The sequence below is a fragment of the Methylobacterium sp. WSM2598 genome, from assembly GCF_000379105.1.
Taxonomy (GTDB): domain Bacteria; phylum Pseudomonadota; class Alphaproteobacteria; order Rhizobiales; family Beijerinckiaceae; genus Methylobacterium.
Map to the genome: position 1 here is coordinate 6637195 of NZ_KB900609.1, position 25400 is coordinate 6662594.

The 25400-nt window shown below is 75.1% G+C and carries 23 protein-coding genes; 8 read left to right on the forward strand and 15 right to left on the reverse strand.

All coding sequences use genetic code 11. From position 1 onward, the window contains the following. The first annotated feature begins 6 nt into the window (after window positions 1–6). Window positions 7–1881, forward strand: a complete 1875-nt coding sequence (lpdA, locus tag MET2598_RS0130860) for a dihydrolipoyl dehydrogenase (RefSeq protein ID WP_018263483.1) — start codon at window positions 7–9, stop codon at window positions 1879–1881. 207 nt (window positions 1882–2088) lie between these two features. Here the strand turns inward: lpdA and MET2598_RS0130865 are convergent, their stop codons facing one another. From MET2598_RS0130865 to MET2598_RS0130885, 5 genes are all read right to left on the reverse strand, one after another. Then, entirely contained in the window at window positions 2089–2526 is a 438-nt protein-coding gene (locus MET2598_RS0130865; RefSeq protein ID WP_018263484.1) for a MucR family transcriptional regulator, read from the reverse strand. A 696-nt stretch (window positions 2527–3222) separates the two neighbouring features. Then, complete coding sequence (locus MET2598_RS0130870) at window positions 3223–4443, reverse strand: DUF2336 domain-containing protein (RefSeq protein WP_012335941.1); 1221 nt, start codon at window positions 4441–4443, stop codon at window positions 3223–3225. A 28-nt stretch (window positions 4444–4471) separates the two neighbouring features. Then, entirely contained in the window at window positions 4472–5503 is a 1032-nt protein-coding gene (locus MET2598_RS0130875) for a lytic transglycosylase (protein ID WP_036271077.1), read from the reverse strand. Between the two features lie 115 nt (window positions 5504–5618). Continuing rightward, complete coding sequence (locus MET2598_RS0130880; RefSeq protein ID WP_012335939.1) at window positions 5619–6245, reverse strand: flavin reductase family protein; 627 nt, start codon at window positions 6243–6245, stop codon at window positions 5619–5621. A 179-nt stretch (window positions 6246–6424) separates the two neighbouring features. Continuing rightward, window positions 6425–6988 carry a nitroreductase family protein gene (locus tag MET2598_RS0130885; RefSeq protein ID WP_018263486.1) on the reverse strand — a complete coding sequence of 188 codons (564 nt, stop codon included), beginning with the start codon at window positions 6986–6988 and terminating at the stop codon, window positions 6425–6427. Between the two features lie 176 nt (window positions 6989–7164). Between MET2598_RS0130885 and MET2598_RS0130890 the strand changes: the two genes are divergently transcribed. Next, window positions 7165–9570 carry a YfhO family protein gene (locus MET2598_RS0130890; RefSeq protein WP_018263487.1) on the forward strand — a complete coding sequence of 802 codons (2406 nt, stop codon included), beginning with the start codon at window positions 7165–7167 and terminating at the stop codon, window positions 9568–9570. Then, window positions 9542–10480 (forward strand): hypothetical protein, encoded by a 939-nt coding sequence (locus tag MET2598_RS0130895; protein ID WP_018263488.1) that lies wholly within the window; start codon window positions 9542–9544, stop codon window positions 10478–10480. The genes MET2598_RS0130890 and MET2598_RS0130895 overlap by 29 nt, the downstream gene beginning before the upstream one ends. A 34-nt stretch (window positions 10481–10514) precedes the next feature. Here MET2598_RS0130895 and MET2598_RS0130900 read toward each other — a convergent pair whose 3' ends face one another. After that, complete coding sequence (locus MET2598_RS0130900) at window positions 10515–11399, reverse strand: DMT family transporter (protein WP_198293078.1); 885 nt, start codon at window positions 11397–11399, stop codon at window positions 10515–10517. Between the two features lie 137 nt (window positions 11400–11536). Here MET2598_RS0130900 and MET2598_RS0130905 point away from each other — a divergent pair, with 137 nt between their 5' ends. Then, the gene (locus MET2598_RS0130905) at window positions 11537–12940 is read left to right on the forward strand and encodes an aminotransferase-like domain-containing protein (protein WP_018263489.1); all 1404 of its coding nucleotides are present in this window, start codon (window positions 11537–11539) and stop codon (window positions 12938–12940) included. 246 nt (window positions 12941–13186) lie between these two features. Here MET2598_RS0130905 and MET2598_RS0130910 read toward each other — a convergent pair whose 3' ends face one another. The 3 genes from MET2598_RS0130910 to MET2598_RS0130920 are packed head-to-tail and all read right to left on the reverse strand — an operon-like array spanning window position 13187 to window position 16409. Continuing rightward, window positions 13187–14179, reverse strand: coding sequence for a hypothetical protein (locus MET2598_RS0130910; protein WP_012335933.1), 993 nt, complete (start codon window positions 14177–14179; stop codon window positions 13187–13189). Continuing rightward, complete coding sequence (locus MET2598_RS0130915) at window positions 14176–16110, reverse strand: AAA family ATPase (protein ID WP_018263490.1); 1935 nt, start codon at window positions 16108–16110, stop codon at window positions 14176–14178. The genes MET2598_RS0130910 and MET2598_RS0130915 overlap by 4 nt, the downstream gene beginning before the upstream one ends. Then, the gene (locus MET2598_RS0130920; RefSeq protein ID WP_012335931.1) at window positions 16110–16409 is read right to left on the reverse strand and encodes a hypothetical protein; all 300 of its coding nucleotides are present in this window, start codon (window positions 16407–16409) and stop codon (window positions 16110–16112) included. The genes MET2598_RS0130915 and MET2598_RS0130920 overlap by 1 nt, the downstream gene beginning before the upstream one ends. A gap of 207 nt (window positions 16410–16616) precedes the next feature. Between MET2598_RS0130920 and MET2598_RS0130925 the strand changes: the two genes are divergently transcribed. The 3 genes from MET2598_RS0130925 (at window position 16617) to MET2598_RS41685 (ending at window position 17549) form a co-directional block, all read left to right on the forward strand. Beyond that, window positions 16617–17042, forward strand: a complete 426-nt coding sequence (locus MET2598_RS0130925; protein ID WP_036271078.1) for a hypothetical protein — start codon at window positions 16617–16619, stop codon at window positions 17040–17042. A gap of 67 nt (window positions 17043–17109) precedes the next feature. Beyond that, window positions 17110–17394, forward strand: coding sequence for a hypothetical protein (locus MET2598_RS0130930; RefSeq protein WP_012335929.1), 285 nt, complete (start codon window positions 17110–17112; stop codon window positions 17392–17394). Next, a complete protein-coding gene (locus MET2598_RS41685) occupies window positions 17391–17549 on the forward strand; it encodes a hypothetical protein (protein WP_157182291.1) in 159 nt (52 codons plus the stop codon). The genes MET2598_RS0130930 and MET2598_RS41685 overlap by 4 nt, the downstream gene beginning before the upstream one ends. A 9-nt stretch (window positions 17550–17558) precedes the next feature. Here MET2598_RS41685 and MET2598_RS0130940 read toward each other — a convergent pair whose 3' ends face one another. Both MET2598_RS0130940 and MET2598_RS0130945 read right to left on the reverse strand, forming a co-directional pair. After that, window positions 17559–19262 (reverse strand): lysine--tRNA ligase, encoded by a 1704-nt coding sequence (locus MET2598_RS0130940; protein WP_018263492.1) that lies wholly within the window; start codon window positions 19260–19262, stop codon window positions 17559–17561. 184 nt (window positions 19263–19446) lie between these two features. Continuing rightward, the gene (locus MET2598_RS0130945; protein ID WP_012335926.1) at window positions 19447–20454 is read right to left on the reverse strand and encodes an LLM class flavin-dependent oxidoreductase; all 1008 of its coding nucleotides are present in this window, start codon (window positions 20452–20454) and stop codon (window positions 19447–19449) included. Window positions 20455–20705: 251 nt separating this feature from the next. Between MET2598_RS0130945 and MET2598_RS0130950 the strand changes: the two genes are divergently transcribed. Then, complete coding sequence (locus MET2598_RS0130950; RefSeq protein WP_018263493.1) at window positions 20706–21479, forward strand: SDR family NAD(P)-dependent oxidoreductase; 774 nt, start codon at window positions 20706–20708, stop codon at window positions 21477–21479. A 9-nt stretch (window positions 21480–21488) separates the two neighbouring features. On the opposite strand, the gene MET2598_RS0130955 is transcribed toward MET2598_RS0130950, so the two are convergent. The 4 genes from MET2598_RS0130955 to MET2598_RS0130970 all read right to left on the reverse strand — a co-directional run bounded on the left by MET2598_RS0130955 (window position 21489) and on the right by MET2598_RS0130970 (window position 25149). After that, complete coding sequence (locus tag MET2598_RS0130955; RefSeq protein ID WP_018263494.1) at window positions 21489–21839, reverse strand: YunG family protein; 351 nt, start codon at window positions 21837–21839, stop codon at window positions 21489–21491. Window positions 21840–22230: 391 nt separating this feature from the next. After that, window positions 22231–23274, reverse strand: a complete 1044-nt coding sequence (locus MET2598_RS0130960; RefSeq protein ID WP_018263495.1) for a DNA polymerase III subunit delta' — start codon at window positions 23272–23274, stop codon at window positions 22231–22233. Beyond that, entirely contained in the window at window positions 23264–23944 is a 681-nt protein-coding gene (gene tmk, locus MET2598_RS0130965) for a dTMP kinase (protein WP_012335922.1), read from the reverse strand. Before tmk ends, MET2598_RS0130960 begins: the two co-directional genes overlap by 11 nt. Next, complete coding sequence (locus MET2598_RS0130970; RefSeq protein ID WP_012335921.1) at window positions 23941–25149, reverse strand: D-alanyl-D-alanine carboxypeptidase family protein; 1209 nt, start codon at window positions 25147–25149, stop codon at window positions 23941–23943. The genes tmk and MET2598_RS0130970 overlap by 4 nt, the downstream gene beginning before the upstream one ends. Between the last annotated feature and the right edge of the window lie 251 nt (window positions 25150–25400).

Below are 25400 nucleotides of genomic sequence, written 5' to 3' on the forward strand. Positions count from 1 at the left end.
CGCGCGATGAGCAGCAACGAGGTCCGCCTGCCGGACATCGGCGACTTCAAGAACGTGCCGGTGATCGAGGTGGTGGTGAAGGCCGGCGACACGATCGCGGTCGACGACACGCTGATCGTGCTCGAATCCGACAAGGCCACGATGGACGTGCCCTCGCCGGTGGCGGGCACGGTGGCGGAGATCAAGGTCAAGCCGGGCGACAAGGTCTCGGAAGGGGACCTGATCCTGGTGCTGGCCGCGGCGGCCGGCGCCGGGGCGGCGAAGCCCGCCACGCCCGACAGACCCGCGGCGCCCGCCGCGGGCGGGGCCGGGCACGCGCCCGGCGAGGGCCAGGCGGGCTACGGCTCGTCGGCCCAGGGAGCCCGGGCCCAGGGAGCCGGGGCCCAGGGAGCCGCGGCCAGCGGTGCGGCGCGCGGCAACGGCGCCTCGGCTCCCGCCCGGCGGCGCGCGCCCGTCTCCGGCGAGGAGATGCGGGCGGAGGTGCTGGTGCTCGGGGCCGGGCCGGGCGGCTACACCGCCGCCTTCCGGGCCGCCGATCTCGGCAAGAAGGTGGTGCTGGTCGAGCGCTGGGCCTCGCTGGGCGGCGTGTGCCTCAACGTCGGCTGCATCCCCTCGAAGGCCCTGCTCCACGCCGCCAAGGTGATCGACGAGAGCCACGGCATGGCGGCGCACGGGATCAGCTTCGCGAGCCCGCAGATCGACATCGACAAGCTGCGGTCGTGGAAGGAGGGCGTGGTCAAGAAGCTGACCGGCGGCCTGCAGGGCCTCGCCAAGCAGCGCAAGGTGACGGTCGTGACCGGGACCGGCCGCTTCGTCAGCCCGCACCAGATCGCGGTCGAGCACGAGGGCCAGACGCGCATCATCGGCTTCGAGCAGGCGATCATCGCGGCGGGCTCCGAACCGATCCAGATGCCGTTCATCCCGCACGACGACCCGCGGGTGATCGATTCCACGGGGGCGCTCGAACTCGGCGGCATCCCCCAGCGCCTGCTCGTGATCGGCGGCGGCATCATCGGGCTGGAGATGGCCACCGTCTACCACGCGCTCGGCGCCAAGGTGACCATCGTCGAGCTGATGGACCAGATCATCCCGGGGGCCGACAAGGACATCGTCACGCCGCTGATGAAGCGGATCAGCAAGCAATACGAGGCGATTCACCTCAAGGCCAAGGTCACGGCGGTCGAGGCCCGGCCCGAGGGGCTGAAGGTGACGTTCGAGGGCGGGTCGGCGCCGGCCCACGACACCTTCGACAAGATCCTGGTTTCGGTCGGGCGGCGACCGAACGGCAAGCTGATCGGGGCGGAGGCGGCGGGCGTGATCGTGGACGAGCGCGGCTTCATCCCGGTCGACAAGCAGATGCGCACCAACGTGCCGCACATCTTCGCCATCGGCGACGTGGTCGGCCAGCCGATGCTGGCCCACAAGGCGACGCACGAGGGCAAGGTCGCGGCCGAGACCGCGGCGGGGAAGAACTCGTTCTTCGACGCGAAGGTGATCCCGTCGGTGGCCTACACCGACCCGGAGGTGGCCTGGGTCGGGCTGACCGAGAACGAGGCCAAGGCCAAGGGCATCAAGGTCGGCAAGGGCAGCTTCCCGTGGGCGGCGAGCGGGCGCTCGCTGTCGCTGGGGCGCGACGAGGGCCTGACCAAGGTGCTGTTCGACGAGGCGACCGACCGCATCGTCGGCTGCGGCATCGTCGGCCCCTCGGCGGGCGACCTCATCGCGGAGGCCGCGCTCGCCATCGAGATGGGGGCGGATGCGAGCGACATCGGCCTGACCATCCACCCGCACCCGACCCTGTCGGAGACGGTCGGCATGGCGGCGGAGGCCTTCGAGGGCACGATCACCGACCTCTACATGCCCAAGCGCGCCGCCCATTGAGGAGTCGGGCGGCCGCCGCGCCGCCGCGCGTGGCGGCCCGCGCCTCGTCGTCCGCGCAGGGACGCGAGGCCGCCCGCCGAGCGGGCGGCCAGCGCCTCGTCCTCCGGCGCCACGAGGCCGGGCCGCCCGCCGAGCGGGCGGCCGCGGCGGGTCGTCCGCGCAGCGACGTGGGGCCGCCCGCCGAGCGGGCGGCCCGCACCACCCGCGTCAGCCCTTGCGCGGCGGGACGCGGTTCTTGCGCTGCTGGCCGAGCCCGATGCTCTTGGCGAGTTCGGAGCGCTGCGCGGCGTAGTTCGCCGCCACCATCGGGTAGTCCGGCGGCAGGCCCCACTTCTCCCGGTACTGTTCGGGGGTGAGCCCGCGGGTCGTCAGGTGCCGCTTCAGCGACTTGTAGGGCTTGCCGTCCTCCAGCGAGATGATCGCGTCCGGCGTCACCGTTTTTCTGATCGGGATCGGCGGCACCGGCTTGGCCGGCTCGGGCGGCGGCGGCAGGACCAGCGCCTGCAGCGTGCCGTGGATCGAGGTCAGCAGCCCGGGCAGGTCCGCCGCCGGCACTGAATTCTTCGAGATGTAGGCCGACACGATGTCGGCCGTCAGGGCGACGAGATCCTCAGGGTCCGCATCCTGGCCGTCCACGTCAGTCATCATCCAGATCCGTCCGTCAGGTTGATGGGGCCGGGCCCGTCCCCGCACGAGGCGTCGACGGTCGGCCCTCTTGGTCTCCTTGGGCGCTCTCCTGACGGTGCGAATGCACTACCCGGGAGTGCGCAGCAGATGTGTTCGCTCCGTTTGCCCCATCCCGCAAGATGGAGAACGAAACATTGCTGCCCCAGATACGTAGTTCTTGTGGACGATCCCTGCGAAAGGGCGGAGAAAAACAAACCTTAGGTTGTATGTTTCTGTTATGGTTGCAGCAAAATTTGTAAGAAATTCATCCCCGTTCTTTTGGCCCTGGAACCGGTCAAGGCACAGGTTTCGCGCAGCTGTTCCGACCCGGCGACCAGAGGAGTTCACCGGCCGCGCGCCGCCGCGCAGACGACCCGCGGCCGCGCAATCAGGGAAGATGAGAGAAGCAAACTTGCGCGCCCCATGACGGTACTCACCCTCGTCCATCAGGTGCACGAAGAGATGCCGCCGCGGCGGGTCAGGCCCGAGTCTTGACTTCAGCTTGTCCGGATTGACCTGCGCCGGGCGGAGCGCGACGCGTCCGTCCGCTCGTCCGGGCCGGACGCGGCGATGGATTCTGAGACCCGGCGCCGCACCGGCCGCCCTAACCCTGCGGGAGGCCGGCCCGGACGGCCCGCGGCGGGCCCGCGCGGGCCGCGCCGCGCGGCCGCGGGGTCAGGCCGCGATGCGCAGGCGGTCCTGACGGTAGCTCTCGATGAGGGCGGCCGGGATCGAGTCCAGCACCGCCGCCACGGCGGCCTCGGTGGCGAGGCTCTGGGCGAGAACCCGGGCCTCCTCGCGCGCCGCCTCGGCCTCGAAGCGGTTGAGCAGCGCCACCAGGGCGTGGCTCTCCGCGAAGGGCAGGCGCTCGCAGGCGGTCACCGCGCGCTCGATCATGCGGCGGGACAGGGCCGGCCCGCTCTCCTCGGTGAAGCCCTGCGCCTCCTCGCGCCACGCCGACATCGCCGCCGCGAAGGCAGGTTCGAGGGAGGCGGGCAGGCCGGCCCGGCGGTAGAGGGCGGAGAAGCCCTGGCCGCTCCCGTCGAGGAGCAGGCCGGCGACCCGCGCCGGCGGCAGGCCCGAGAGATCCGCCAGGGCGGCCTCCGTGAAGGCCATGCGCCGGGACAGCATCGCCCGCAGGACCAGGCCGGCGGTGAGTTGGCCGTTCCGGCGCAGGTAGGTCACGAGACGGCGCAGGTCCTCCCGGGCGGCCCCCTCGGCGAGGCCCAGCGTGGTCCGGTCGCGCGCCTCGCGCGCCACGCGCTCGCCGCGATCCGGGCTGAGCCAGCCGCAGCCGACCACGAAGTCCGAGAGCGACTGGGCGAGCCGGGCGGTCACGGCCTGGCGGACCTCCAGCGGCAGGTCCGGCCGGGCGAGCAGCGCCTCGCGCAGGCCCCCGTCCTCCCCGTGGCGCTCGACCATGCGCAGCAGGCTGCCGGGGGTGATGGCGGCGCCCGGATTGGCCGCGAGGCCGCGCAGGGCCGGCACCCCGGCGATCTCGGCCAAGGCCCCGCAGACCATCGGCGACAGGTTCGGACGCGCCGCGACGGCGCAGCGGGCCTCCTCCTCGCCGATCGCCGCGCAATCGACGAGGTCGGCATCCGACAGGACCGGCGAGCGGGCCAGGACCAGGGCGGCGATCTCGGGCACGTCCTGCGCCAGGGCCACCACCACCGGCCGGGGCGCCTCGGCGGCGTTGGCGAAGGCCTCCGCCAGCGCCCGGCGCACCAGGGGCGAGGAATCGTCGAGGAGCGCCGTGACCGCGGTCTTGGCCTCCCAGCGCGCCTCCGGGTCGAGGTCCGCGTAGAGGTAGGCCCGCGCCAGGGACGAGGCGGCCTCGGCCCGCCGGCCGGCGGATTCGTGCTGCGTCCAGAGCAGGAACTGGCGGATCATCATCGGGGGCAATCCGGGAGGCGTGGCGGCGTCAGGGACGGTCGGTGGTGCGGTAGAGCGTGACAAGGGGCCGGGCGGCCGCGGGCGGCCGGGCGGCGAATTCGGGCGGCCGGGCCGGCGGGAGCGGCGCGGCGGACAGGGTGGGCGGGGCGGGGTCGGGGCGGGGCGCCGCGCCGGCGGGCGCCGCGGGCGCGGGATCGTCGTCGGAGCGCGGAAAGTAGCTCGGGGCGGCGGGCTCCCCGCCCGCCCGCCCCTGCCAGAGCCGCGCCACCCCGTCCGAGACCGGGCCGCGCCTCGCCTCGGTCTGGAACAGGGAGCGCAGGCCCGTCTCGCGCGCCGGCGCGTAGGCGGCGGCCTCGCTCCCGGCAGCCTCGCCCGCGGCGGCCGCACCCGCGGCGGCCACGGGGGGCGCGGGGGCGGCCTGGCTCGCGGAGAGCAGCGCGTAGAGCTCCGCCGCGCCGCGGGCCCGGCCGGAGCGGTCGTAGAACAGGGCACGGTTGGCGGCGGCCGCCTCGGGCAGGTCGGCAGCGGCGGCCCGCGCGGGCGTGAACTGGGCCGACCGGATCAGCGTCGCGGCGCCCCGCGGCCCGAGCAGGTGGGCGGCGTAGAGGTCGCCGCGCGTCGGCTCGCGGCCGAGTTCGGCGAGGAGCGCGTCGTGGTTGCGCCGGGTCAGCGCGCCCGCCATGGCGGAGGCCACGTCCGGGTCGCGCCGCAGGTCGAGGATGGTCTGCCGCGCGGCCGGGTCGCTCACCGTGTAGCCGCCCTGGGGGCGCGGCGTGATCGCCTCCGCGTAGGAGGACAGGCCGAGCGACGGGCCGTCCTGCTTGAGCACCGCGAGCCAGGTCTGCTCGATGAACTGGAACAGCCCGCTCGCCGAGGAGGTCGCGGCCTTGGCGCTCGGGTCGAGGCTCGATTCCCGCTGCGCCGTGGCGAGGAGGTAGTCGAAGCCGGTGCCGGTCTTCTCCGCGCCCTGGCGGATCGCCTCGACCACCGGGCCGGCGCCCGCCGCGCGCGCCGGCGGGGCCTCGCGGGATGGTGGGGGGGATGTGGTGAACAGGAACATGGCGCCCCGGCGGGGCGGCACCGCCCGGGCGGGTGCCGTCTCCAAGGGTCACCATGCTCGGATCATGGTAAATGAAGGTTGAAGCGTCCCGAAACCGGACGGGCCGGGCCGCCGCTCAGCGCCGCGTCACGTCTCCGCCGCCCTCGGGCCGGCGCATCTCGAAGCGGCTCTGGCCGTCGACCGCGAAGTAGTCGAAGTAGCCGCCCCGCATCAGCGGCTGCATGGCGCCGGTATCGACCCGGCCCGCCTCCGTGACGAAGCGGTCGTCGACGTAGATCGAGACGACCTGCCCGATCACCATGAAGTAGCGGGCCTCGCCGCCGCCCAGGGGCACGAGCGGGACGGTCTGCAGCCAGCGGCACTCGATGGCGGCGGGCGCCTCGGCCACCCGGGGCGGGCGCACCTTGCGCGAGGGCGCCGGGGTGAGCCCCGCGAAGGCGAACTCGCTCTCGCCCCGCGGCAGGGGCGCCGAGGTCCTGTTCATGGCGTCCTTGAGGGCGAGGCTGGCGAAGCTGCAGACGAACTCGCCGCCCTCCTCCGCGAAGGCGAGCGCGTCCTTGCGGCCGAAGGACGAGAACATCACCATCTCGGGATTGTCCGCGACCCCGTTGAAGAACGAGTAGGGCGAGAGGTTGAGCCGCCCCTCGCGGTCGAGCGCGCTGATCCAACCGATCGGCCGCGGCGCGACGAGGGCCTTGAACGGGTTGTGGGGCAGCGGGCGGGTCTCGGCGTCGTAGTGCATGGCGGGCCTCCGGGGATGGGCCGAGCCTAAGCACTATTCGCGGCCGCGGTCACCGGTGCGACGACGCGGACGAGCCTTCGGCCCGGCATCGGCGATCCGAGAGGGTCGACGGCCCGGCGCGTCCGCATCCTGGGCCGTCGGGATGATCCGGGATCCGCTTGATCGAAGCGGCTCCCGGATCAGACCCGCGTGACGATCGCCGCCAGGTCCGGGCGGGGCCGGTCCGCGGGCGCCTGGGCGGCGCGGCCGACATGGACGAAGCCCGCCATCCGCTCCTGCGGCGCGAGGCCGAGCGCGTCGAGCACCCGCCGGTCGTAGGCGATCCACTCGGTGAGCCAGGCGGTCGCGAAGCCCATCGCGTTCGCCGCCACGACGAGGTTCATCGCCGCCGCCCCCGCCGACAGCACCTGCTCCCAGTCCGGGATCTTCACGTGGGGGCCGGCCCGCGACACCACCCCGACCACGAGCGGCGCCTGGGCGAGCCGGTCGCGCTCGAGGGCGCGCCGCGCCGCGTCGGCCTCCGGGTGGTCCGCCGCGTAGGCCGCCTCGATCACCGCGCCGATCCGCGCCGCCCCCTCGCCCTCGATCACCAGGAAGCGCCAGGGCGCCAGCTTGCCGTGGTCCGGCACCCGCGACGCGATGGTGAGGAGCGTCGCGAGTTCCTCGGGCGTCGGGCCCGGGCCGGCGAGGAGCGCGGGAGGGACCGAGCGTCGGCGGCGCAGCAAGTCGAGAGTCGCGTTCATCGGACCTTCAGTGCGGATGAGCCAGAGACGAGGCGGGGCAAGGCGGGCCGCCGCGCCGCCCCTCCTCTTAGGCGCCGCGCGGCGGGCTTTGCAATCCGGCCCGAAAACCGTCACGGGGATCGGGCACGCGGCCCGCCGACCGCACCCGTGGGACACGACCTGCCGGAAGCCCGACCATGAGCCGCCTCCCCGCCCCGCCGCGCGACCAGGCCTGGACGCCGCGCGACGTCCGCCTCGCGCTCGCCGCCGTGCTGATCTTCTGGGCCGCCGCCGCCGCGGTCTGGCCGCTCACCGGCGCGGTCGTGCCGTGGGATTCCAAGAACCACTTCTACCCGATGCTGCGCTACCTCGGCGCCGCCCTGGCGAACGGGGAATTGCCGCTGTGGAATCCCTACCACTTCGCCGGCCACCCCTCCGTGGCGGACCCGCAATCGCTCCTGTTCACGCCGACCATGCTGCTCTTCGCGTGGCTCGACCCGTCGCCCTCGATGGAGCTGTTCGACGCGGTGGTCTTCGCCCATCTCCTGCCGGCCGCCGTGGCGATGCTGCCGCTGTTCCGCCGCCGGGGCTGGCACCCGGCCGGGGCGGTCGCCGCCGCCATGATCTTCGTCCTCGGCGGTTCGGCCTCGGCGCGGCTGCAGCACACGGGCATGATCCTGTCCTACGGCTACTTCCCCCTCGCCCTCTGGCTGCTTGAGGAGGCGCTGGACCGGCGCTCCCTCGCCTTCGGCCTCGGCTTCGCGGTGGCGGCGGCGCTGATGACGGTCGGGCGGGACCAGGTGGCCTTCCTGTGCGGCACCGTGCTGATCGCCCGCGCCCTCTGGGCGGTGCTGGAGGCGCCGGCGCCCCTCGCCTTCCTGCGCACGCGGCTTCCCCTGCTCGCCGCGATGGGGCTCGTCGGCGGGGCGCTGCTGGCGGTGCCCTCCCTGCTCACCATGCAGCTCCTGATGACCTCGACCCGGCCCTCCTTCGGCTACGGCGTCGCCGCCATGGGCTCGCTGCCGCCCCAGAGCCTCGCCACCGGCCTGTTCGCGGACGTGTTCGGGTCCCTGCGCTGGACCTACGATTACTGGGGCCCGGACTGGTCGTCCCTGGAGGGCGGCACCTGGACCGACCGGGCGATCAACTACATCTTCGCCGGCACCATCCCGGCCCTGCTGATCCTCTGGCACGGGGTGGCGGGCGGGCGGCTCCTCGCCCGCGAGATCCGCTTCCCGGTCCTGGTGCTGGCCGGCGCGCTGACCTACGCGCTGGGGCGCTACACCCCGCTCTTCGCCCTGCTGTTCGACCACGTGCCGGGCATCGACCTCTACCGCCGGCCCGCCGACGCGACCTTCGTGGTCAATATCGGCCTCGCGCTCACGGCCGGCTACCTCGTCCACCGCTACGTGCGCGACGGCCTGCCCGCCCTGCCGCGCGGCCGGGGCCGCCTGCTGCCGCTCCTCGCACTCGCGCTCCTGGCCGCCGCGCTCGCCGGCGCCCTGCTCTTCTCGGGGCCGCGCGGGCACCTCGCTGACGCCCTGCGGGACATCGCGCTGGGGGCGGGCCTCGCGGGGGCGGCGGTGCTCGTCCTGCGCCGGCCGCGCTCGCGGGCGCTCGCGGCCGCGGGCCTCGTCGCGGTGACCGGGGCGGAGCTGATCTGGCGCAATGCCGGCTCGTCGCTCAACGCCGAGCCCGCCGAGCGCTACGCGGTGTTCCGGCAATTGCCCCCCGAGCAGCTCCAGGGCCTCACCATCCTCAAGGCCGAGCTCGACGCCCGCCACGCCAAGGGCGACCATCCCCGCGTCGAGATCCTGGGGCTGGGCGGGGCGTGGCAGAACGCCTCGATGGTGCTCGGGCTCGAGGACACGATCGGCTACAATCCCCTGCGCCTGTCCGATTACGAGCGGGCCGTCGGCCCCGGCGAGAACGCCGCCGACCCGAACCTGCGCCAGTTCCCGGCCCTGTTCCGCGGCTACCGCTCGCGGCTCGCGAGCCTGCTCGGCCTCGAATACCTCGTCCTCGACCGCCCGGCCGAGCGCCTGCCCAGGCATTTCCCGCAGCTGACCGGGGCGAAGCTCCTCTACGGCTCGGGCCAGATGTGGATCTACCGCCTCGACCCGGCCCGGCCCCGCGCCTACCTCGCCACCCGCCTCGTCCCGGTCGAGTCCGAGGACGTGCTCTCGCAGGACGAATTGCCGGAATTCGAGGGGAACGACACCGCCCTGATCGACCAGGACAGCCTGCCGAAGGTCAAGGGATCCTACGGCCAGGCCGATCCCGCCGCCCAGGTGACGCCCGCCGCCGGCGGCGCGCAGATCCTCGCCTATCGCCGCACTCTCGTCACGGTGGAGGTCGACACCGACCGCGACGCCGTGCTGGTGCTGCACGATCTCTACTATCCGGGCTGGCAGGCGCGGGTGGACGGCGTGCGCCGGCCGATCCTGCGCACCAACCTGCTGTTCCGCGGCGTCGAGGTGCCCAAGGGGCGCCACGTGGTGGAGTTCCGGTTCCGGCCCCTCTCGGTCGGCAACCTGATGGCGGCGGCGAGCGACCTGCTGGCGAGGGACGGGAATGAGGCGGGCGAGACGGCTCTTCGGTAAGGCGGTCCTCGGCGGAGTCGTCCTCGGCGGCGCGGCCCTGGGGCTCGCCGGCGCGGGTCCGGCGGCGGCCCAGGAACCGGGGCGCCCGACGCCGTCCATGGCGAACCCGCCCCTGGCCAATCCCGCCATGACGCCCCCCGCGCCGGGCCCCGCGGAGGCGCCGCTCTCCCTGCGCGCCGTGCTGACGAGCGAGGGCAAGCCGATCCGCGGCGGCCTGACCTGGCGCATCTACGAGGATCGCGGCGATGCCGGGAAACCCGCCCTGCTCGCCCGTTCGGACGAGCCCCAGCCGACCTTCCGGCTGGCGCCGGGCAGCTACCTCGCCAACGTCACCTACGGCTTCGTCAGCACCTCGAAGCGCGTCACCCTGGCGCCGACCGGGCTGCAGGACCAGGTCACGGTCAATGCCGGGGCGCTGCGCCTCGCCGGCGCGGTCGGCGATGCCCGGATCCCGCCGGGCCAGCTCGCCTTCGCGATCTTCGTGCCGATCGGCAACAACCCGGAGGGGCGGCTGGTCCGCGACGGGGTCAAGGCCGGCGAGCTGATCCGGCTGCCGGAGGGCACCTACCACGTGGTCTCGACCTGGGGCGATTCCAACGCCATCCAGCGCGCCGACCTCAAGGTCGAGAACGGCCGCATCACCGACGCGACCCTCAACCACCGGGCCGCGACCGTGACCCTCAAGCTCGTGGCCGCGCCCGGCACCGAGGCCTTCGCGGGCACCGCCTTCTCGGTGCTCACCCCGGGCGGCGACACGATCCGCGAGGCGATCGGCGCCTTCCCGCAGGTGACCCTGGCGGAGGGCGAGTACCAGCTCATCGCCCGCCACGACGGCAAGGTCTACACCCAGGACTTCAAGGTCGAGAGCGGCGTCGACCGCGACATCGAGGCGATCGCCAAGGACCCTTGAGCCCCGCCGCACCCGGGCCGCCCCGGTCGGGGTATCACGCGAAGCGCTTGGCGGCCGCCACCGTGGCGACGACGCCGGCGCAGGCGAGGACCAGGGCCGCGTCGACCGGCTCGCCCAGCACGAGCCCGGCGAGGATCAGGCTGAAGAAGGGCTGGAGCAACTGCACCTGCCCCACCGCCGCGATGCCGCCCCGGGCGAGGCCCCGGTACCAGAACACGAAGCCGATCAGCATGCTGAACAGCGACACGTAGGCGAGGCTCGCCAGCGCCGGCAGGCCGACGCCCGCCCACCCCCCCGGCCGCAGCAGCCACGCGGCGGGCAGCGAGACCGGGAGCGACAGCACGAGCGCCCAGGCCACCACCTGCCAGCCGCCGAGCCGCCGGGCGAGCCGCGCGCCCTCCGCGTAGCCGAGGGCGCAGAGCACCATCCCGAGGAACAGCCACGCATCCCCCGCCCCGAGCCGGCCCCCGCCCTGGCGCAGGGCGAAACCGGCCACGATCGCGCTGCCGAGGCCCGAGAACAGCCAGAAGGCCCGCCGCGGGCGCTCGCTCCCCCGCCAGACGCCGAACAGGGCGGTGGCGAGCGGCAGGCAGGCGACCGTCACGGTGCCGTGCGCGGCCGTGACGGTCCGGAGGGCGAGCGCCGTGCAGAGCGGCCAGCCGAGCACCACGCCGAGCGCCACCAGGGCGAGCGCGCCGAGGTCGCGCCGCCCGGGCGCCGGCTGGCGCAGGAGAGCGAGGAGCCCGAGCGCCGTCAGCCCCGCCGCCCCGGCCCGGAAGGCCGTCACGAAGAAGGGGTCGAGGTCCGCCACCGCGACCCGGGTCGCCGGCAGGGAGCCGGCGAAGATCACGACGCCGATCAGCCCGTCGCGCAGGGCCCGGCGGGCCACGGCCCGGTCCGCCCTCTCCCGCTCCGGCATCGTCGTCCCGGCGGCCAAGACCTCGCTGCGCATCGCATCCCCCCGATCAGCGCCACCATCGGGTGGACGGCCCTGTCGCGACAGGGACGGAACCGGTACGATCCGGACGAACTGTCCGGGTGCGGAGGCCAGTACGGATGGAGACGGCGCGGGACGCGACCCGGACCGAGGCGGTGGCGGAGGCGATCCGCGCGCGGATCGCGGCCCGCGCCCTGGGCCCCGGCGCGCGCATCCCCTCGGTGCGCGGCCTCGCCGCCCAGATGGGGGTGTCGAAATCGACGGTGGTCGAGGCCTACGACCGGCTGGTGGCGGAGGGCGCCATCGCGGCCCGGCCCGGCTCGGGCTTCTACGTGGCGGGGACGGCGCGGCCCCTCACCCTGGCGGAGATCGGCCCGCGCCTCGACCGGGCGGTGGATTCCCTCTGGGTGACCCGCCAGAGCCTGGAGGCGGGGACCGGGGTGCCGATGCCCGGCTGCGGCTGGCTCCCGCCCTCCTGGCTGCCGGACGAGGCCCTGCGCCGGGCCCTGCGCGGCCTCGCCCGCGGCGAGGCGGCGGACCTGCTGGCCTACGACGAGCCCCTGGGCCACGCCCCCCTGCGCCGCGCCCTCGCCCGCCGCCTGCACGACCGCGGCATCCCGGCCGGCCCCGAGCGGATCGTCCTCACCGATTCGGCCACGCAGGCCCTCGACCTCGTCGCCCGCCTGCTCCTGGAGCCCGGCGACCCGGTGCTGGTGGACGATCCCTGCTACTTCAACTTCCGGTCCCTGCTGCAGGCCCACCGGGCGCGGCTCGTCGGGGTGCCGTGGACGCCGGCCGGCCCCGACCTCGACGCCTTCGCGGCGGCCCTGCGGGCGCATCGCCCCCGCCTCTACGTGACCAACTCGGCCTTCCAGAACCCGACCGGCGCGACGATGAGCGCCGGGATCGCCCATCGGCTGCTGCGGCTCGCCGAGGCGCACGACGTGCTGGTGGTCGAGGACGCGCTGTTCGAGGATCTCGACCCCGATCCGGCGCCCCGGCTCGCCACCCTCGACGGGCTCGACCGCGTGATCGCGATCGGCAGCTTCTCGAAGACGCTCTCGGCGGCGGTGCGCTGCGGCTACGCGGCGATGCGGCCGGACTGGGTCAACCGGGTGGTCGACCTCAAGCTCGCCGCGAGCTTCGGCAGCGGGCGGCTCGCGGCCGGCCTCGTGCACCGCTTCCTGGCGGATGGCAGCTACCGCCGCGCCCTCGACGGTCTGCGCGCCCGCCTCGCCGACGCGATGGGCGCGACGCGCCGCCGGCTCGCCGCGGCCGGCCTGACGCCCTGGCTCGAACCCCGCGGCGGGCTCTATCTCTGGGTGTCCCTGCCGGAGGGGCTGGACGCCGCCGGGATCGCCCGCCGGGCCCTGGCCGAGGGGGTGGTGCTCGCGCCGGGCAACGTGTTCAGCCTGTCGCAGAGCGCCGGATCGTTCCTGCGCTTCAACGTGGCCCAATGCGCCGACCCGAAGGTCTTCGCCGTGCTGGAGCGGGCGATGGCGGCGGAGCGGGCGGCGCGCTGAGCCCGGGCGGCCGGGTTCTCCGGGGGGCGTCACGCCCGATCCGCTCGATCCCTTCGGGATGGCGGATTGGGGCTTCGCTCAGGCGCCGCGCGGGCGCGTGATCCGGGATCCGCTTCGATCAACCGGATCCCGCATCACGCGGTTCTCGGTCGATCGGTTCAGCGTCGCCGCACGGCGAGGCTGAGACCGGCTGCCCGGCCTGCGCGTTCCCGCTCCCCCGTTCCCGGACGGGTGGGCGCCCGCCCCTCACCGCCGCCGCGCCACCGCCTCCTCCATCAGGGAGCGGATCACCGCCCGCACCGGCTCGGGCGTGCCGTCGCGCAGGAACTTCGCCTCGATCGCCTCGCGGATCACCGCCCCGTCGTCGGTGCGCGCGAGGTCGGTGGCGCTCTCGGCGGAGAGGAGCGACACGAAGGCGCTCTCCGCCGGCTCCGCCTCGCCGCGCGCCGGCGCCACCTGCCTTCCCGTGAGGTCGAAGACCTCGGCCCGGTGCGGCAGGACCTCCTCCACCGGCGCGAGGTCCGGGCCGAGCCGGAACACCGCGGGCGCATGGGTCAGGAGATCGACCGAGCCCCGGGTGATCGTGCCGGGGTTGAACCAGACGGTCCCGCCGAGCCGCGCGGGCGGGTGGCGCTTGTGGACGTGGCCGTTCACGGCGAGCGCGCAGCCGGCGATCGGGTGCGGCGGCACCGCCCCCGGATAGCCCGCCCCGAAGGCGAGGTCGTGGTGGGTGAGCCAGAGCACCCGGGAGGCCTCCGGCATCAGCCCGCGCACGTCCGCCGGGATCGGCTGGCCGTAGGGCGTCGCCCCGACCCCGAGCCGCAGCCCCGGCAGGGCGTAATGCGCGGCCGGCCCGGATTCCGCCGCCGCGTCGAGGACGTCGCTCACCGCCAGCACGGCGAGGCTGTCCCCGTCCGACAGGCGGGTGTGGCGGATGTCGTGGTTGCCGACATTGGCGAGCGGCCGGTGGCGGAACCCCTTCAGGGTGCGGATGAGGCGCGCCTTGAGGCTCTCGTCGGGCTCGACCGGGTGCTCGAACAGGTCGCCGAGCAGCACCGGCGCGAGGTCGCGGGCATTGGCCAGGGCCACGCAATGGTCGAGCTTGGCGAGGACGGGGGCGGGCCAGTCCGGGTCCTTGCGCCGGCCCGGCCGCCGCGAGGCCACGTGGGGATCGCCGATCAGGAGCAGGCCCGCGCAGGGCACGGGCGGGGCGTCGAGGCGCTCGCCGGCCAGGATCACGCGGCCGCCCCCGCGTGGCGGTGCCCGTCGAGCAGGCTCTCCGGGGCGGCTGTGCCGCCGCAGGCCGGGCAGCGCCCGCCGGTCGCGGCGAGCAGCGCCGCGGTCTCGGCCTCGATCGCGGCGAGGCCCGCCCGCGCCTCGGCCGTCCGCCCCCGCGCCGCGGCGAGCTGCCGGCCGAGCTCCGCGAGGCGCCGGGCGCCGCGCAGGGCCGCCTCCGGCGCGGCGAGGGCCGGCGCCGCCTCGGGCAGGGCCGCGAGCGCCGCCGCCCGGGCGCGCGCCCGGGCGAGGTCGGCGGCGAGGCGCGCCAGGGCGGCGGCGTGGGCCTCGGCGGCGGCGCTCGCCCGCGGCACCGGCGCCGCCGGCAGGCCCGCCAGGGCCGCCAGCTGGGCCCGCGCGCGGGCGAGGTCCCGGGACAGGCCGAGGAGACGCTCCCCCACGCCCTCCCGGTGGCGCGCCTCGGCGAGCCCGCGGGCGAGGTCGGCCGGGACCTCCGGGCCCGGCAGGGCCGCGAGCGCCCGGGCCCGGCCCGAGGCCGCGTCCCGGGCGGCGCGCAGCCGCGCCAGGGCGCTCAGCCCGGCCTCGATTCCGGCGAGGCGCCGCTCGCCCTCGGCGAGGCGCCCGGCCTCCTCGCGCAGGGCCGCGAGGGAGGCGGCCGCCGCCTCGAGTCCGGCCAGGGGGGCGAGGAGCTCGGCCAGGAGAGCGAGGCGCCGCTCGCCCTCGCGCACGGCGCGCTGGTCCTCCGCCACGCGCTCGCGCTGGAGGTCCTGCATGGCGCGGATGTAGCCGGCCTCCCGGCCGAGCGAGAGCACGGCGGAGCGCTTGGGCGCCTTCTCGCCGAGGAGGAAGACCGGGAATTTCTGGTGCGCGACGTGGACCTCCAGCTCCTCGACCCGGGTGATGCCGAAGAGCCGGTCGACCCAGTCCGGCACGTCCCGGCCGCCGGTCTCCAGCGTCGCCCCGTCCTGGCGGACCAGGGATCCGTCCGGCTCGTGCAGCGACCACAGGTTGACGGGCGAGCGCCGAACCTGGCGCGCGAAGCGCAGGATCCGGCCCCCCGCCACCCCGATCTCGATCCGGCAGGCGGGCTTGCCGGCCCGCACCAGCCCGTCGCGGGCCTCGCCGTAGAAGACCGCGCGCAGGGCCCGGATCACCGTCGACTTGCCGCGGTTGTTCGGCCCCACCAGCGCGTTGACGCCCGGCGCGAGGGGCAGGACCGCGTCGGCGAAGCCCTGCACGTCGGTCAGGCGGATGTGGCGGAAGCCCGGCGCGTCGGGCTCCCAGGCGGCGGCGCATTCCTCGGCCGGGCCGTCGATCAGCACGCCGCGCGCCGGGTCGCCACCGATGCGGCTCACCCGCGTGCCGGGCGGAAAGCCCGTGACGTCGTGGTGCGAGATGGCGAGGCATTGCAGGGACAGCCGCGCCGCCCCGTCCTCCAGCACCCGGTAGAAGGCCGGCACCCGCGCCGGCGCGATCCAGCAATCGGCCTCGTCGAGGGCGATGAAGCGCCCCAAACCCGCCTTGACCACCGCGATCAGCCGCAGGCCCATCCCGACCACGTTGGTCATGGCCCCGCCATTGTCCTCCAGCACGTCCTCGCGGCCGCCGTCCGGCCGCAGCAGGCCGATGTCGAGGGCGGGCAGGCCGCGCTCCGTGGTGAGGTCGAGGGAGACCGGCTTCTCCCCCGGCAGCACCTCCTGCACCACGGCCGAGAGCAGGGTCTCGATGCGGGCGAGGCTGCGCTGGTGGGTCTCCTGCTGCAGCTCTCGCAGGCAGAGATCGACCGCGTCGCGCCGCTCCAGCCGGCCCTTGGCGGCCGCGACCGCCCGGACCAGCCCGTCGCGCTCCCCGGTCAGGGCGGCCCGGCGCGCCTCGGCGCGCGCGAGCGCGCGGCCGAGCCGGTCGAGGGCGGCCGCGGCCTCCGCAGGGCTCATCAGCGCGCCTCGGAGAGGCCGTCGAGCTCGGCCTGCACGGCGCGCAGCGCCTGCGCGAAGGCCTCGACCCGGCGGGCATTCTCGGCCCGGACCTCCTCGATCATCGCCCGGATCGCCGCCTCGTCGTCGGTGCCGAGCTCCTCCCGGGCCTGGGCGCGGGCGGCCTCCAGCTCCGCGCTCAGGCGCTCGACGTCGCCCTCCGCCCGGATGCGGTCCGCCCGCAGGCGCTCGTAGGCCGGGCGCAGGGCCTCCAACCGCCTGAGGGCCTCGGTCTCCTGGCTCGTCCGGCTGCGCTCCATGCTCCTCCCCGTCGCGTGCGGGACAGAGGTGGCATCGGGCGGGCCCGGGCGCCAGGGGGAAAGTCCGCCCCGACGCCGTTCCGGGATTGTTCGCCGAGAGCCATTGACCTGTGCCGCAAATCGGACCAGTGTTCCTTATCTGTTCCATGAATCGGGCGCCGGCGCCACGCGGCACGGGCCCGCACCGGGACCGGGAGGCCTGTGATCATGGCGGCGACCTTGACGGCAACCTCGGCGGCGACCGGCCTCGACGACGCGGTGCTGTTCGAGAACCGGGACTGGATCCTGTCGGAGGACGGGCTGGAGCACCGCGCCACCGGCTACTTCATCGCCCGCGGGAGCCTCGGCGCCAAGCGCCCGGACGGCTACTGGGACTGGCCGCTGCACCTCTCCGAGAAGGCGTGGTGCGGCGTGCGCAGCTTCCGCGAGGCGTTCCTGGCCGCCCTGCAGGCCTTCGGCATCGCGCCCGATTCGAAGCTCACCCTCTCCTTCGCGCTCGGCTTCGGCACGCGGCTGCCCGCGCCGGAGACGGAGGGCTTCGTGCCGCTGGCCGACCTCGTGCGCCTCGCCCCGCCCCCCCGGCGCCGGGCCGCCGCGGCGCGGGCGCCGCGGGCGCTCGCGCTGGGCGCGTAGGCGGCGCGCGGGTGCGGGCGCCTGAGGCGGCGCGGCGGCCCGAGCCTGCGGCGGGCGCCGCCGAGGCGTGACGCCCGCCGACCCCGATCCTGCCCCGGCGGACCCGCTCTTCGCCGAGAAGCAGCGCGTCAACGAGCGGGTCCGGCTCCTCGCCGGCAACATCGACCGGGCCTCCACGGCCTGCTTCACGGTCGGCGTCGCCACGCCCGCGGCGGGCTGGCTCTACAATGTCAGCGGCCTGCAGACCTCGCTGAGCCTCGCGGTGCTCGGGCTCGGGGTTCTCGGTTGGCTCGCGGCGGCGATCCTCCTACATTGCCTGGCGAGGCGTCTCCTCAACGGGCTTCTGCCATGATGGCCACCGCGCTCCTCGCCTTCGCCGCCACGCCGGCCCTCGTCGTGGCGCTCGCCTACGCGGCCGTGCGGATGCAGGAACGGGAACTCGCGCGCGTGCGGCGCGACCTCTCCCTGCGGACGGTGCGGCTGGCCCGGGCCCGCCGGGCCTCCTGAGCGGGGCGTCTACTCCGCCGCCTTGGGCGCCCGGCTCTCCAGGAAGGCCTCGTGCTCGGCGGCGAGGTCGCCCGAGAGGGCGCGGGCGATCAGGGCCCGGGTCTCCGCCACGCCGTAGAGCGCCACGAAGGAGCCGAAGCGGGGTCCGCGCGCCTCGCCGAGCAGGTTGGCGTAGAGCGTGGTGAACCACGCCTGCGCCACGCCCGGGCGCCCGTCCGGGCTCTTGGCCTTGCCGGACAGGTCCGGGTAGTGGCGCCGTCCGACCTCGTAGACCAAGGCCTGCAGGGCCTCGGGATCGGTCGAGCCCTCGTGCTCCGCCAGGGTCGCCGACAGGTCGGCGAGGGCCGCCCCGGCCTGGGCGTCGGGCACCCGGTACTGCTTCTGCGGCCGCACGAAGTCGCGGAAGTAGCGCACCGCGTGGTGGACGAGCCGGTCGAGGCGCGGCTGCGTCCGCGGCGAGGCCTCCGGCGCGTAGCGGCGGATGAAGCCCCACAGCACCGCCGGATCCTCGGTATTCGCCACCGCCACCAGGTTGAGCAGCATCGCGAAGGTGATGGCGCCGCCGCCCGCCGCCAGTTCCGGCGCCGGCGGCGCGCCCGCATGGATGTGCCAGACCGGGTTGCCGAGCTGCAGCTTCGGCTCCTGGCCGGGAAACTTCTCCAGGAAGGACAGGTAGTCGTCGACGTGGCGCGGGATCACGTCGAAGTGCAGGCGCTTGGCCTCCCGCGGCTTGTTGTACATGAACAGCGCGAGGCTCTCGGGCGTGCCGTAGGCCAGCCACTCGTCGATGGTGAGGCCGTTGCCCTTCGACTTCGAGATCTTCTGGCCCTTCTCGTCCAGGAAGAGCTCGTAGTTGAAGCCCTCGGGCGGCTCGCCCCCGAGCGCGCGGGCGATCTGGCTCGACAGCTTCACCGAGTCGATCAGGTCCTTGCCGGCCATCTCGTAATCGACCCCGAGCGCGACCCAGCGCATGGCCCAGTCGGGCTTCCACTGCAGCTTGGCGTGGCCGCCGGTCACCGGGGTCTCGTAGCGCTCGCCCGTCGCCGGGTCGCGCCAGACGATCGTGCCGGCGGCGACCTTCACCTCGTCGATCGGCACCTGCATGACGTGGCCGGTGACCGGGTGCAGCGGCAGGAAGGGCGAGTAGGAGGCCGAGCGCTCCGCCCGCAGCGAGGGCAGCATCACCGCCATGACGGCGTCGTAGCGCTCCAGCACGCGCAGGAGCGCCGCGTCGAACACCCCCGCCCGGTAGCATTCCGTGGCCGAGAGGAACTCGTAGTCGAAGCCGAAGGAATCGAGGAAGCGGCGCAGCTCGGCGTTGTTGTGCGCGCCGAAACTGTCGTGGGTGCCGAAGGGATCCGGCACGGCGGTGAGGGGCTTGTTGAGGCTCTCGGCCAGGAGGGCCCGGTTCGGCACGTTGTCCGGCACCTTGCGCAGCCCGTCCATGTCGTCCGAGAAGGCGATGAGCCGGGTCGGCACCGCGTCCCGCGTCAGCAGCCGGAAGGCGTGGCGGACCATCGAGGTGCGGGCGACCTCCCCGAAGGTGCCGATATGCGGCAGGCCCGAGGGGCCGTAGCCGGTCTCGAACAGCAGCTCGGCCTTCGGGTTCCGCTCCAGCCGGGCGACGAGCTTGCGCGCTTCCTCGAAGGGCCAGGCCGCGGAGGTCGCGGCGGCGTCGAGGAGGGCGGGGTCGATGCGGAGCGAGGCGGGCATGGTGTCTCGTGGGCCCCGGACGGGCGGGCGCGGGCGGGTGGGTGAGGCGCGCACCCTAGGGAGTGCGCTCCCCCCGGTCAACGAAGCTCGCCCCCGGTCCGGAGGCCGCCGGCCGTCGGTCCCGACGGCCATGTCCCCCCCAAAGGCCATGTCCCGGGACGGCCATGTCCCGCGACCGTCGGGATCAGGCGAGGGCCGGCTCGGGCAGGCGCGCCTCCCGGAGCTCGGCCAGGATCTCGTAGGAGCGGCGCCGCGCGCCGTGGTCGTGGATCGCCGCCGCCACCATGATCTCGTCGGCCCCGGTGCGGGCCAGGAACGCGGCCAGGCCCTCGCGCACCGTCTCCCGCGCGCCCACGAAGGAGCAGGCGAGCATGCGCGAGGCCTGCACCTTCTCGGCGGGCGACCAGTAGGTCTCGATGTCGTCGATGGGCGGCAGGAGCTGGCCGCGGGTGCCGCGGAAGAGGTTGGTGAAGGATTGCTGCGCGGAGGTGAACAGCCGGCGCGCCTCGGCGTCGGTCTCGGCCGCGATCACGTTGACGCCGACCATCGCGTAGGGTCGGTCGAGCTGGGCGCTCGGCTCGAAGCGCGACCGGTAGAGGTCGAGGGCCTGCATCAGCGCGTCGGGCGCGAAATGCGACGCGAAGGCGAAGGGCAGGCCGAGCATCGCGGCGAGCTGCGCCCCGAACAGGCTGGAGCCGAGGATCCAGAGCGGCACCTGCGTGCCCGCCCCCGGCACCGCCTGGACCACCTGCCCCGGCTGCACCGGGCCGAGCAGCGCCTGGAGTTCGAGCACGTCCTGCGGGAACGTGTCGGAGGCGGCGGGGTCGCGGCGCAGGGCCCGCAGGGTGCGCCCGTCGGTGCCGGGGGCGCGGCCGAGGCCGAGATCGATCCGGCCCGGATGCAGGGACGCGAGCGTGCCGAACTGCTCGGCGATCACCAGGGGCGCGTGGTTCGGCAGCATGATGCCGCCCGCCCCGACCCGGATGCGCGCCGTGCCGGCCGCCACGTGGGCGATGACGACCGCGGTCGCGGCGCTGGCGATGCCCACCATGTTGTGGTGCTCGGCGAGCCAGTAGCGGGTGTAGCCGAGGCGCTCCGCGTGGCGGGCGAGGTCGAGCGTGTTGCGCAGCGCGTCGCCGGGCGTCGCGCCCAGCGGGATCGGCGCGAGGTCGAGGACGGAGAAGGGCGGCATCGCGGGCTCCCGTGTGTCGCGTCAGGCCCCGTCCCAGATTTGGCGCCGGGGCCCGGGATGCAAGCGCGCCCGGGGCAGGCGTGCCATGCGCGGGACCCCGCGCTCGCGGCCGCGGACCGGGTTCGGCCGGCGGCCCGACGGGGCGGCCGCTTGCCCGCCCGGCGGCTTTGGCCGAGGGTCCGGATCCCGGTCCGCCGCCGCCCCGCGGCGGACCGGCTCACCGCGCGGGGCCGGGAGGCGGGATGGCGGGGATGTTCGATCTGACCGGGCGGGTCGCGCTGGTGACCGGCGGCAATGGCGGCATCGGGCTCGGCATGGCGGAGGCGCTGGCCGGGGCGGGCGCCGCGGTCGCGATCTGGGGCCGCGACGAGGCCAAGAACCGCGCCGCCCTGGCGCGGCTCGCCGCGACGGGCGCGCCGGCCGAGGCCTTCCTGTGCGACGTGGCCGAGCCGGAGGCGGTGGAGGCGAGCTTTTCCGCGACGCTGCGGCGCTTCGGGCGGGTCGACGCGGTCTTCGCCAATGCGGGCGTGGCGGGCGGCGGGCGGCGCTCCTTCCTGGAGCGGGACGCGGCCGAGTGGCGGCGCACCTTCGCGGTCAACCTCGACGGGGTGGTGGGGGTGTTCCAGCAGGCCGCCCGGCACATGGCCGCGCGGGCCGAGGCCGGGGACGCCTACGGGCGGCTGGTCGCGACCTCGAGCGTCGCCTCGCTCCTCGGCGCCGCGCGCAACGAGCATTACGGGGCGACCAAGGGAGCGCTCAACGCCCTGGTGCGGGCGCTCGCGGTCGAACTCGCCCGCTACGGCGTGACCGCGAACGCGATCCTGCCGGGCTGGATCGCGAGCGACATGACGGCGGGGCTGATGGGAAACGAGAAGTTCGTGGCGAACACCCTCCCCCGCATCCCGCTGCGCCGCTACGGACAGCCGGCGGATTTCGGCGGCATCGCGGTCTACCTCGCGAGCGCGGCCTCCGCCTACATGACCGGGCAGGTCGCGGTCATCGACGGCGGCTACACCGTCGCCTGAGCGGGGCGCTCAGGAAAGCTGCGCGAGGCGCTGCCTGACCCGCATCTTGAGGGTCCGGTAGCGCTCCATCGTGGTGCCGGCCAGCGCCTCCTCCCGGCTGCTGGCGATGTCCGCATAGTCGATCGAGGTCTCGAACTGGCCGGCCGTCAGGTCGTGACGCGTCCCGTCCACCCGGTTGTAGAAGTGCCACCCGCGGCCCGTCTCGGTCTTGAGGATGGTGCCGCCGTGGAGGTCGTGGACGACCAGGGCGGTGACGCCGCACTGGCCGCGCGCGGGATTGTCCGGCCGCCATTCGGGACTGGTCTCGGCGGACCAGCATTGCTGCAGGATCGGCAGGAGGGAGTCGGGGGACGATGTCATCGGTCTCGCCTCGGGCGGGGGTCGCCCTCCGCGCCGGCCGAACGGTCACAGAACCGCGGCCGGTCGGAGCAGCCGCTCCACCGGGCAGGATTGCGAGGAGCTTGACGCAGGGGAATGTAGCGGCGCGCCGGCTCCCGGGCAAGGCCGCGATGGCCGGAGGACATCCGCGATCGGCGCCGCGCCGTCGAAGCCGACGAGGCCGCGCATCCCGGCATCCTCCGGGCCGGCGATGCCGCGGGAGACCAGCCCCGCGGCGCGCGCTGCGTCCGCGAGGGAGTCCGGCGGGGTCGCGCGATGGCGCCCGGTGGCGGCGCGGTGCGGGCGATCACCGCGCGCCGGCGGCCCGCGCCGAGGCAGCCGGCGGCGTGGGGCGGGTGCGCCGCGTGCCCGGTCAGCGCGCCGCCGCCACCTCCTCGAACAGCGACAGGATCACCGGGCGGCGGTCGAGGTTGTAGGTCGCGGCCTCGCGGGCGACGCGGGCGATGCGCTCGCTCGCCTCGGCCAGGGCCGCGAGCCGGGCCGGCGGCTCGGCGAGGCGCCGGCCGATCTCGGCCGCGAGGTGGCGCTGCGCCGTGTCGAGGGCCACCTCGTAGAGCGCCTCGGCCTCGCGCCCGCTCAGGCGCTCGGCGAGCGCCAGGACGCGCCGCCAGTCGGGCGCGCGGAGCAGCGCCTCGACCTCGTCCACGAGGGCGAGGGTGGCCGGATCGAGGAGCCCCAGCGCGCGGGCGACGGAGCCCTCGCTCAGGGCGGCCGCCCGGGCCAGCACCTCCGGCGGATGCGCCGCCACGGCCTCGCCGAGCCCGCGCAGCACCCGCACCACCTCGCCCTCGCCGAGGGGGCGCAGGCCGAGCCGGCGGCAGCGGGAGCGGATGGTCGGCAGCAGCCGGCCCGGCGCGTGGCTGACGATCAGGAAGAGCGAGCGCGGCGGCGGCTCCTCGACCAGCTTGAGCAGGGCGTTGGCGCTCGCGAGGTTCAGTTCCTCCGCGCAATCGACGACGCAGACGCGGTAGCCCGCATCGGCCGAGGTCTCGGCGAAGAGGTGGAGGGCGCGGCGCGCCGCCTCGACGGTGATCTGGGTCGGCAGCGTCTTGGCGCCGGGGGCCCGCTGGCGGCGCAGCACCACGAGGTTCGGATGGGCGAGGCTCGCCACCTGCCGGGCGACCGGATGGGTCTCCGGCACGGCGAGCGTCTCGGGCAGGCCCCGCCCCGCCCCGTGGGCGAGGAGGTGGCGCGCCACCCGGTAGGCGAGCGTCGCCTTGCCGATCCCGCGCGGGCCGCCGAGGAGCCAGGCATGGTGCAGCCGGCCCGCGCCGATCGCCTCCCGGAAGGCCCGCTCGGCGGCCTCCTGGCCGATCAGGACCGCCCGCGCCCGGGGCCGGGCGATTCCCGGCACGTCGCCGGGTTCGAGATCCTCGGCTGTCGCCTCAGGCGGCATGGCCGAGCCCCAGGCCGAGTTCCGGCAGGCGCCCGGCCACGACGGCCCGGATGGCGGCAGCCACCGCGTCGGGCTCGCCGGCGGCGTCCACGAGCGCGCAGCGGGCCGGCTCCCGCGCGGCGATGCCGCGGAACGCCTCGCGCAGGCGCTGGTGGAAGGCGAGCGCCTCGGCCTCGAACCGGTCCGGGCCGCGGGCGAGGCCGCGCTCGCGCCCCCGGGCGCGGGCGAGACCGATCTCCGGCGGCAGGTCGAGGATGAGCGTCAGGTCGGGCCGCGTCGCGCCGACCACGACCCGTTCCAGCGCCGCCACGCACTCCGGATCGATGCCGCCGGCGACCCCCTGGTAGGCCCGGGTCGAGTCCGCGAAGCGGTCGCAGACCACCACGGCACCGCGGGCCAGGGCCGGCCGGATCAGGCTGGCGAGGTGGTCCAGGCGGGCGGCGGAGAAGAGCAGCGCCTCCGCGAAGGGCCCGTGATCCTTGGCGGCGCCGGCGAGCAGGGCGGTGCGGATCTGCTCGGCCCGGGGCGAGCCGCCGGGCTCGCGGGTGGTGACCACCTCCCGGTCGCTCCGGCGCAGCCACTCGGCGAGGCGCGCCACCTGGGTCGACTTGCCGGCCCCTTCCCCGCCCTCGAGGGTGATGAACAGGCCCGGGCGCGGCGCCCCGCTCACGACCGGTTCGTCAGCTTGGCGAAGGCGCCGCGCACCCAGCCGGTGCCGACCTCGAGCGCCGCGTCGAGGGCGCGCTGGGTCATGCTGCCGGGGCCGACGCTCTCGGCGGTGTAGAGGGGCATGTCGAGCACCTGCTGCTCGCCCCGGGTGACCTTGAGCCGCGCCACCTCGCGCCCGGCCTCGATCGGCGCCTTCAGGGGCCCCTGATAGACGACGCGGGCCGTGAGTCGGTCGGCGGAGCCCCGGGGCAGGAGCACGCGCACGGGCTTCTTGGCGACCAGGGCGACCTTGCCCTTCTCCCCGCCATAGGTGTCGACCTCGGCCACGGTCTCGCCGGGGGCGAAGACCTGCCGGCCCTCGAAGGCCCGGAAACCCCAGTCGAGGAGCTTGCGGGATTCCGCCGCCCGGTCGCTGGCCTTCTTCAGGCCGCTCACCACCAGGATCAGCCGCTGGCCGTTCTGCACCGCCGAGCCGGTCAGGCCGTAGCCGGATTCCTCCAGGTAGCCGGTCTTGAGCCCGTCCGCGCCGAGATCCATGGTGAGGAGCGGGTTGCGGTTCTGCTGGCGGATCTTGTTCCAGGTGAACTCGCGCTCGGAGAACAGCTTGTACTCGTCCGGGTAGGTCTCGATGAGGTGGATGGCGAGCTTCGCGAGGTCGCGGGCCGTCACCTTCTGGTCGGGCGCCGAGTAGCCGGTGGGGTTGCGGAAGGTGGAGCGGGTCAGCCCGATCTCGCGGGCGTGACGGTTCATGATCTGGGCGAAATTGTCCTCGGTGCCGCCGATCGCCTCGGCCGCCGCGATGGCGGCGTCGTTGCCCGACTGCACGATGATGCCGCGCAGGAGGTCGGGCAGCTTCACCTTGCTGTTAAGCTGAGCGAACATCGACGAGCCGCCCCCGCCCGCGCCGCCGTGCTTCCAGGCGTTCTCGCTGATCGGGAACTCGCTGTCCTGATTGAGGCGGCCCTTGCGCATCTCGTCGAAGATCACCTCGACGGTCATGAGCTTGGCCATGCTGGCGGGCGAGAACGGCTCGTCGGCGTTCTTCTCGTAGAGGACCGAGCCGGAATCGGCGTCGAGGAGGATCGCGTGGGGCGCCTGGCTCTGGAAGCCCTGCGCGCGCGCGGCGCCCGCGCTCGCCGCCGCGAGGAGGAGCCCCGCGACGAGCCCCGTGACCGCCCTGCCCGCCCGTCCCGCCCTGCCCGTCATGCGCCACCATCCGCGTCCTCGACCGGGCGCCACTCTGCCGCCCCGGCCCGGACGGAGCAATTGCGGCGGAACGCCCGTCATTGCGGCGGAACGCCCATCTTGCCGAAGCGCGGCCGCGACCGAGCCGGAGGCGCGGCGGGACGGCGGCCGCCCCGCGGCGGCCGGTCCGGCGAGGAACGCGCCGCCCGCCACCCATCATACGACGGATTGCGTCGCCATGCGGAGGTCGGCGTCGCTCAGGCGCCGCGCGG

Bases quoted from the DNA above. Each gene is read 5' to 3' on its own strand.
- lpdA (WP_018263483.1), top strand. From the start codon at position 7: ATGAGCAGCAACGAGGTCCGCCTGCCGGACATCGGCGACTTCAAGAAC.
- MET2598_RS0130865 (WP_018263484.1), bottom strand. From the start codon at position 2,526: ATGACTGACGTGGACGGCCAGGATGCGGACCCTGAGGATCTCGTCGCC.
- MET2598_RS0130870 (WP_012335941.1), bottom strand. From the start codon at position 4,443: ATGATGATCCGCCAGTTCCTGCTCTGGACGCAGCACGAATCCGCCGGC.
- MET2598_RS0130875 (WP_036271077.1), bottom strand. From the start codon at position 5,503: ATGTTCCTGTTCACCACATCCCCCCCACCATCCCGCGAGGCCCCGCCG.
- MET2598_RS0130880 (WP_012335939.1), bottom strand. From the start codon at position 6,245: ATGCACTACGACGCCGAGACCCGCCCGCTGCCCCACAACCCGTTCAAG.
- MET2598_RS0130885 (WP_018263486.1), bottom strand. From the start codon at position 6,988: ATGAACGCGACTCTCGACTTGCTGCGCCGCCGACGCTCGGTCCCTCCC.
- MET2598_RS0130890 (WP_018263487.1), top strand. From the start codon at position 7,165: ATGAGCCGCCTCCCCGCCCCGCCGCGCGACCAGGCCTGGACGCCGCGC.
- MET2598_RS0130895 (WP_018263488.1), top strand. From the start codon at position 9,542: ATGAGGCGGGCGAGACGGCTCTTCGGTAAGGCGGTCCTCGGCGGAGTC.
- MET2598_RS0130900 (WP_198293078.1), bottom strand. From the start codon at position 11,399: ATGCCGGAGCGGGAGAGGGCGGACCGGGCCGTGGCCCGCCGGGCCCTG.
- MET2598_RS0130905 (WP_018263489.1), top strand. From the start codon at position 11,537: ATGGAGACGGCGCGGGACGCGACCCGGACCGAGGCGGTGGCGGAGGCG.
- MET2598_RS0130915 (WP_018263490.1), bottom strand. From the start codon at position 16,110: ATGAGCCCTGCGGAGGCCGCGGCCGCCCTCGACCGGCTCGGCCGCGCG.
- MET2598_RS0130920 (WP_012335931.1), bottom strand. From the start codon at position 16,409: ATGGAGCGCAGCCGGACGAGCCAGGAGACCGAGGCCCTCAGGCGGTTG.
- MET2598_RS0130925 (WP_036271078.1), top strand. From the start codon at position 16,617: ATGGCGGCGACCTTGACGGCAACCTCGGCGGCGACCGGCCTCGACGAC.
- MET2598_RS41685 (WP_157182291.1), top strand. From the start codon at position 17,391: ATGATGGCCACCGCGCTCCTCGCCTTCGCCGCCACGCCGGCCCTCGTC.
- MET2598_RS0130940 (WP_018263492.1), bottom strand. From the start codon at position 19,262: ATGCCCGCCTCGCTCCGCATCGACCCCGCCCTCCTCGACGCCGCCGCG.
- MET2598_RS0130945 (WP_012335926.1), bottom strand. From the start codon at position 20,454: ATGCCGCCCTTCTCCGTCCTCGACCTCGCGCCGATCCCGCTGGGCGCG.
- MET2598_RS0130950 (WP_018263493.1), top strand. From the start codon at position 20,706: ATGTTCGATCTGACCGGGCGGGTCGCGCTGGTGACCGGCGGCAATGGC.
- MET2598_RS0130955 (WP_018263494.1), bottom strand. From the start codon at position 21,839: ATGACATCGTCCCCCGACTCCCTCCTGCCGATCCTGCAGCAATGCTGG.
- MET2598_RS0130960 (WP_018263495.1), bottom strand. From the start codon at position 23,274: ATGCCGCCTGAGGCGACAGCCGAGGATCTCGAACCCGGCGACGTGCCG.
- MET2598_RS0130970 (WP_012335921.1), bottom strand. From the start codon at position 25,149: ATGACGGGCAGGGCGGGACGGGCGGGCAGGGCGGTCACGGGGCTCGTC.